Below are 2121 nucleotides of genomic sequence, written 5' to 3' on the forward strand. Positions count from 1 at the left end.
CGAACAGGTAATGGTGCAGTTGGCTGCGGGATTGGTGGCGCACGTAGTGCGGGAAATAGTTCTCCACAAAGTACGCAAAACCGCTCTCCGGATGGTTAACGCCGTTGCGACGCGTCTGCATCGCCGCCGGCGACGGGTCAAAGCCAACGCACTCCGCTTCGATGGTGCGCTGCAGCTGCGCCGCGTACATGGCCAGCTCTTTTTCGAAGTCCTTACCGGAGAATTTTTTAGCCATTAAATTAAGCGCCCAGTTTCCGTTTCATACACTTAATTGCATTTCGTTGCACCGATAACCAATACGATAACGCCACAGCAAATGCTGCTGAGCCGTGCTGTTCAATCATTTTATTAATATGACTCTCCAGCTTTGCCACATTTGCATGGTTCTCATAAGCGTTATCAATTTTTGCTAATAGCGCCTGATGTTCTGAGGGAAAATTATTCATGCCTTATCTCCACTATTTTAAAAATGTTCTGTGCTATAACTGCAATCACAATGACACATTTCACCTTTTACACTCCAACCCTCGGCGAATAGCGAGAAGCTCAAAGGGTGATAGCGTCTGGTGTGACAACAATACAAACTTCCGTGGTCTTTTTATCTGTGGACATTGTCAAGAGTCCTGCATGATTGACTTTGTTCATACAGGCAATATTCAGCCCTTCATGGTGCTGCCATCAACAAACGCTCGTGAAATTAATAATTTTTTGAACAGACTTGGGTACGAGATAGCGAAAAAGAAAATGTCTGCACCTGAGCATGAGTTTCCGGTCCACGCAATTGAATCCTCCAGACTTGGCGTCAACCTGCGTCCGGCCTTTGAAATAGAAAAAATATACCCAGGCGGTGAAACCGCGATCCCTGATAATCTTCCGCCCCAAATTGAACGTATGTATAAAGACGATCTTATAGCGGTACGAGGCTCGGCCAGACATACCATTATTTGCTGCAGGAGCATCCTTGAAAGCGCCTGCAAGCAAATACTCGAAGTTAAAAACAAAAAGCTGATCGCCATGATCGACGCATTGAAAACAGGTGGCTTTATCCCATCCACAATGGCTGACTGGGCACATACGATCCGTATTCTGGGTAATGATGCCGTTCATGAGGATGATGCTCCTGGTGCCGACGAAGCCAGTGAAATACTGGCTTTTACCGATAACCTGTTACAACTACTGTTCACATACCCAGCCCGGATTGAAAAAATCAGGGAACAGTTACCATCAAAATTACCAGCGACACAGAACGTAACTAACTAACAACCAGACTGCGCCGGATAAAATCGGCGCAACACTCCGGTGTTGTCAGCAACTGCATCGCCAGCCACATCTCGCGGACAATTTCATCAGGGTGTTTGGTATCAAAGTCCTGACGCAGCAGGTTAGCGATCGCCGTTGCTTCCGGGCGCATAGGCTCGGCAGCAACAACTGCGGTTTGTTCCTGGGTGTTAGCGCCATCTTGTCCCTCGATGACCCAGTCATTAGCGGTGACCTCACGACGCATAGCTCCCTGTGCCAACCACTGGACCATGCACTCGTCACTGCGATAGACATAAGTTAGGTGATTACTTAGGCGATAAACCGAATCACCCGGTTTAACCTGCCGTAAAAGCTCAATTAAATTCACGTTCAACCCTCTTTGTGCATCAGTTCAAACCACGCGATGGTTAACGCGGCTTTGCCCATATCGTTATATTTGGCCAGCATGTCTGCGATGAGTTGCCGACATTCCGCCACAATCTGCTGGTCTTCCGGAGAGGCATCTGCCAGCATGCCTTTCATTGCCAATAATCCCAGCTCAATCTCTTGTTTTTCATTGGTATAACTAGCCATATTTCCTTTTCACCTCATCGCCCATGGCGTCCAACATTTCCAGATAAGCCGGCAGGTGCTTCGGAAAGCGCGTGCCGATAAGGTCACCGAGCAGCTTGACCACCTCGAGCGCGATGGCCAGCTCACTGGTCTCCGGCAGCACACGCTTGCCGGCCGCGATGCACTTGCTGAACGAATCGCCGAGCCGCGCCAGCATATCGACCCGGTCTGCCGCTGAAATCGTCGCGTTACCCCGGATAGCATCCATGGTGGCCTGATACTCGGTCAGCGTGTTCAGCAGGATCACCC

Annotated in this window: 5 protein-coding genes and 1 pseudogene; 1 reads left to right on the plus strand and 5 read right to left on the minus strand. The window is 49.5% G+C overall.

Annotated elements, in window-relative coordinates; genetic code table 11:
* Window positions 1-235 (minus strand): annotated as a pseudogene (locus tag ADK28_RS19325) (hypothetical protein); the annotation flags it as partial.
* Between the two features lie 4 nt (window positions 236-239).
* Complete coding sequence (locus tag ADK28_RS31710; protein ID WP_152929729.1) at window positions 240-446, minus strand: hypothetical protein; 207 nt, start codon at window positions 444-446, stop codon at window positions 240-242.
* A gap of 181 nt (window positions 447-627) precedes the next feature.
* Here ADK28_RS31710 and ADK28_RS19330 point away from each other — a divergent pair, with 181 nt between their 5' ends.
* On the plus strand, window positions 628-1260 hold the full coding sequence (locus ADK28_RS19330) for a DUF4145 domain-containing protein (protein ID WP_048796414.1): 633 nt from the start codon (window positions 628-630) through the stop codon (window positions 1258-1260).
* Here the strand turns inward: ADK28_RS19330 and ADK28_RS19335 are convergent.
* The 3 genes from ADK28_RS19335 to ADK28_RS19345 form a co-directional block, all read right to left on the minus strand.
* Window positions 1253-1627: a hypothetical protein gene (locus tag ADK28_RS19335; RefSeq protein WP_048796415.1), complete on the minus strand. Its 375-nt coding sequence runs from the start codon at window positions 1625-1627 to the stop codon at window positions 1253-1255. The two genes, ADK28_RS19330 and ADK28_RS19335, sit on opposite strands and share 8 nt — an antisense overlap.
* 2 nt (window positions 1628-1629) lie before the next feature.
* Window positions 1630-1833 (minus strand): hypothetical protein, encoded by a 204-nt coding sequence (locus ADK28_RS19340; protein WP_048796416.1) that lies wholly within the window; start codon window positions 1831-1833, stop codon window positions 1630-1632.
* Window positions 1826-2121: DUF1804 family protein (locus ADK28_RS19345; RefSeq protein ID WP_048796342.1), on the minus strand; the 296-nt coding region annotated here is incomplete at its 5' end. The genes ADK28_RS19340 and ADK28_RS19345, both read right to left, overlap by 8 nt.

The sequence above is a fragment of the Serratia sp. 506_PEND genome, assembly GCF_001076875.1.
Taxonomy (GTDB): domain Bacteria; phylum Pseudomonadota; class Gammaproteobacteria; order Enterobacterales; family Enterobacteriaceae; genus Serratia; species Serratia marcescens.

Coding starts and splice junctions, on each gene's coding strand:
- ADK28_RS31710 (WP_152929729.1), bottom strand. CDS start 446: ATGAATAATTTTCCCTCAGAACATCAGGCGCTATTAGCAAAAATTGAT.
- ADK28_RS19330 (WP_048796414.1), top strand. CDS start 628: ATGATTGACTTTGTTCATACAGGCAATATTCAGCCCTTCATGGTGCTG.
- ADK28_RS19340 (WP_048796416.1), bottom strand. CDS start 1,833: ATGGCTAGTTATACCAATGAAAAACAAGAGATTGAGCTGGGATTATTG.